The organism is Cryobacterium lactosi (assembly GCF_004403945.1).
Lineage (GTDB): Bacteria > Actinomycetota > Actinomycetes > Actinomycetales > Microbacteriaceae > Cryobacterium > Cryobacterium lactosi.
Window position 1 is genome coordinate 1 of record NZ_SOHM01000043.1, and the last position, 4,050, is coordinate 4,050.

4 protein-coding genes are annotated in these 4,050 nt (G+C 59.8%); all 4 read left to right on the forward strand.

Features of this window, described 5'->3' with window-relative positions:
* Nucleotides 1-591, forward strand: a 591-nt coding sequence (locus E3T61_RS20055; protein WP_166793330.1) for a LacI family DNA-binding transcriptional regulator, incomplete at its 5' end; no start/stop codon positions are given.
* A 142-nt stretch (nucleotides 592-733) separates the two neighbouring features.
* On the forward strand, nucleotides 734-2,002 hold the full coding sequence (locus E3T61_RS20060; RefSeq protein ID WP_134642611.1) for an ABC transporter substrate-binding protein: 1,269 nt from the start codon (nucleotides 734-736) through the stop codon (nucleotides 2,000-2,002).
* A 174-nt stretch (nucleotides 2,003-2,176) separates the two neighbouring features.
* A complete protein-coding gene (locus E3T61_RS20065; RefSeq protein WP_134642612.1) occupies nucleotides 2,177-3,025 on the forward strand; it encodes a carbohydrate ABC transporter permease in 849 nt (282 codons plus the stop codon).
* Nucleotides 3,025-3,927 carry a carbohydrate ABC transporter permease gene (locus tag E3T61_RS20070; protein ID WP_134642613.1) on the forward strand — a complete coding sequence of 301 codons (903 nt, stop codon included), beginning with the start codon at nucleotides 3,025-3,027 and terminating at the stop codon, nucleotides 3,925-3,927. The genes E3T61_RS20065 and E3T61_RS20070 overlap by 1 nt, the downstream gene beginning before the upstream one ends.
* Nucleotides 3,928-4,050 lie beyond the last annotated feature (123 nt).

Genomic DNA, 4,050 nt, shown 5'->3' on the forward strand with positions numbered 1-4,050 from the left:
CTGTCGGTGCCCCTCGTCCTTCTCGGAGACCAGGTTACGAAGGGCCCTACGGACCACATCACCGTTGACCAGGTCGCAGCATCTCAAGCGGCTACACGGCACTTGCTTGCAGGGGGCCGGCGCCGGATCGCCGTCATTGGAGCCCATGACAGCGGCGAGGACGCTTCAGCCCGAATGCGCCTAGAGGGATACCTATCAGCGCTGCAGGGGCACAAGATCGGCTTTGACCCTCAACTGGTTGTCAATGCCGACCCATGGCACCGAGCAAATGGCGCGAAAGCGGCGCGCGAATTGATTGATCGCGGTGCCAAGTTCGATGCGATATTCGCGTTCAACGACGCCCTGGCCCTCGGCGCTATGCGCGTCCTGCAGGAAGTCGGCGTCCGGGTTCCAGTCGATGTGGCGATAGTCGGCTTCGACAACCTCGACGAATCGGCGTACTCGGTCCCTAGTCTCACCACTATCGATCCGGGCCGCTCGCAAATTGCCGAGTCAGCCGTGCAGTTCCTCGTTGATCAGATCGGCGGAAAAAAGGAGCCCCGCCAGCTCCTCGCGAAGTACGAGCTAATCAGGCGCGAATCCTCCGGTTAACGACTTTTCGGCGGCCACTTGACACCTATTACATCCATGTAATACCGTTCTGTTACATCGATGTAACATTCCCGGCACCGATGAGCCTCTCAATCGAGGCGACCCGACGCACGACAAAGAAGTCAGAAAGCGAGCCACAACAATGCACCGTAAAGCCCTCTTTTTTGCGGCAACCGCCGCCACCGCCGCTCTCGTCTTATCTGGCTGCACCGCAACGCAGCCAAAGTCCGCGGATGGCGACCCCGTCACCATTACTTTTTGGAACAGCTATACCGGTCCCGACCGCACTGTTGTTGAGAAGATCGTCGAGGACTTCAACGAGTCCCAGGACGACGTTTCCGTCGATATGACGATTCAGCCGTTCGATGTCTACTCTCAGAAATTGCTCCCGGCGATGTCGGCCGGAGAAGGCCCCACGATCGCCGCCTTGGATGCTTCACAGTTCCCCCAGTATGCCGAGCTTGGCGTTATTTCCCCCATCGATGATTTCTACGACAGCGGTGCGATCGACCCAGACACCCTTCCCCAGGCGAGCTTGGACGCAACCACTCTCGACGGTGAGATCTACGGCTCTCCGATGATCGCGACCAACACGATGCTGTATTGGAACAAAGACCTCTTCGCTGCCGCTGGCATCGATGGCCCGCCCGCCACCATGGAAGAGATGGCCGAGGATGCGGTTGCCCTGACCAAGTACCAAGAAGGCGCAGAGACGACCAACACCTACGGCATCGCGATCCCCGACCGCGAAGCGACCAGCAGCTGGGGTGTTCTCCTTTGGGCCGATGGCGGTGGATTCGTCAGCGACGACAAGACCGAATCGATCTTCGCGTCCAAGGAATCAGTCGCGACGATGACCAAGTGGAACGACTTGATCCAGAAACAGCACATCTCGCCCGTCGGGCTGAACGGAGTCGATGGGGATTCGCTCTTCGGCGCCGGTCGCGCGGCGATGCTGATGAACGGCCCGTGGGCATCCGCTGCTTTCGAAGAAGCCGGAATCAACTTCGGAGTCGCCCCAACGCCCGAAGGCTCCGACGGCCAATTCGCGGCCGCGGTGAGCTCCAACATGCATCTCGCTGCGGATGCGACCGATGCCGAGCGACAGGGCACTTACGACTTCTTCGCCTTCTGGAACTCGAAGGAGGCATCCACCTATTACGCGGTCGAGACCGGATTCCCGCCCACGCGTACCGATGTCACTGTCGAGGATCTCGCTGCGAACCCCACGTCGCAGGCCTTCCAGGATTCCGGCAACGGAAAGTTCTATCTCGGTGGTCTCACGCAGTACGCCAACATCGACTCGAACATCGTGGTCCCCACGCTCCAGCGCGTCACGAACAACGAAGGCACGGTGGAAGACCTTTTGAAGGACGCGAGCGACCAGATCAACTCGGAACTCGCCCAGTAGCGNTTGAAGGACGCGAGCGACCAGATCAACTCGGAACTCGCCCAGTAGCGAACACAGACCTGACGTAGACAGAAGGACACGCTCATCGTTACCTCGCCCCCACTCGAAGCCAGTCCCGTTCCTACGTCAGCACGCCGTCTGCGGCGCTCGAACCTCGAGCGCCGCAGGAGCCGAGTGGCGTATGCCTTCCTTGTTCCTGCGCTAGCCGTGCTCGGTGTTTTCGTCTTCTGGCCGATGGTGAGTTCGCTCGTCACATCGTTCACCAACGCCCGCATCATCGGCCCACGCAACTTCGTCGGCCTCGACAACTACGCCCAGCTCATCGGCGACGACCGCTTCCGGAACGCACTCGGCAACACGGCGCTCTACGCCGTGGTCACGGCTCCAATCTCCGTGGGGCTTGCGCTCCTCTTCGCCATGCTGCTGAACCGCAAGCTACCCGGCCGAGGCTTATTCCGCTCGGTCATCTTCTTCCCATTCATCGCATCGCTCGGCATCATTTCCATTGCCTGGGCGTTCATGCTGGACCCACAGGTCGGCATCATCGCAGCCTGGCTCAGCGAAATCGGTTTGCCGATCGGCAACGGCGTCCGCGATCCGGCTTGGGCCATGCCCGCCGTGATGATCGTCGGGATCTGGCGCAACACCGGGTTCTTCATGGTCATGTATCTCGCCGGGCTGCAGTCCATCCCGGGTGAACTCAACGAGGCTGCCGCTATTGACGGAGCCTCCGGCATCCGGCGATTCACGAACATCACCTGGCCGCTCCTAGCCAACACGACGCTGTTCGTGGTCATCATCGCCGCGATCTTCTCGTTCCAGGCCTTCGATCAGATGTACGTCATGACCTCGGGCGGGCCGTTCTTCAAGACCGAAACTCTGGTCATGCTCATTTACAGCGCCGGTTTCAAGGACTACGACCTCGGCTATGCCTCCGCCGTGTCCTGGGTTCTGGTCCTCATCGTCCTCGTCTTCAGCCTGATTCAACTTGGCTACTTCCGCAAGAAAGCGGTGCAGTACTGATGGCTACCATCGTTCCTCCTCGCGCAACCCGGCAGCGCCCCCTGCCTGCAAACCCGCCCGTCGCCAGACGACCACGCTCGGATCGACCCAGCAGGGTTCCCACGGTGTTGATCGTGATTCTCTTGGTCGCGGTTTCGTTGTTCATCCTGCTGCCGGTGATCTGGATGGTCAGCGCCTCCTTCCGCACCCAGGGTGACTTGGTTGGAAACCCCACCAGCCTTATTCCGCAGGTTTTCACGCTCGACAACTACATCAACGTCTGGCAACGCATCCCTTTCGACCGACAACTACTGAACACCATCATCTTCGCCGGCGGAACGACATTGGCCTCGCTCCTGTTCGATTCCATGGCCGCGTACGCGCTAGCCCGATTCAACTTCCCCGGTCGCGACGTTGTGTTCATCCTGATCGTCGTCACACTGATGATCCCCATCCAAGTCACCTTCATTCCGCTCTACGAGCTGCTGGCAGATTTCGGATGGATCAACACCTTCCACGGACTCGTCATCCCTCGAGTGGCAGACGCGTTCGGTATCTTCTTCCTCCGCCAATTCTTCCTCTCCCTACCGAAAGACCTCGAGGATGCCGCTCGCATCGACGGCGCTGGCGAGGTGCGGATCTTTGCTCGAATCATGCTTCCGCTTGCTGGACCAGCACTCCTGACAGTTGCCATGTTCACCTTCTTGGCCAGCTGGAACGATCTCCTCTGGCCCCTCCTTGTAGCAACCGATCCCCAAATGCAGACCCTGCCTGCCGGTCTGGCCTTGTTCAAAGGCCAACACAGCTCCGACTACGGGATGCTCATGGCCGGTGCGATACTCGCCCTGCTGCCCATGATCGTGGCGTTCGTCTTCGTCCAGCGTCGATTCATCGAAGGAATCGCCACCACCGGGATGAAGTAGACCCGCCTTCCCTCCACCGCCAAGCGCTGAGCGTGATGGCGAAAACCCCGCCGTTACATCGATGTACGCCATAGCAGTAAGCCGTCATCTAGCAGAGAGATCACTTCATGCACAAAGCCCTAC

Coding starts and splice junctions, on each gene's coding strand:
- E3T61_RS20060 (WP_134642611.1), top strand. CDS start 734: ATGCACCGTAAAGCCCTCTTTTTTGCGGCAACCGCCGCCACCGCCGCT.
- E3T61_RS20070 (WP_134642613.1), top strand. CDS start 3,025: ATGGCTACCATCGTTCCTCCTCGCGCAACCCGGCAGCGCCCCCTGCCT.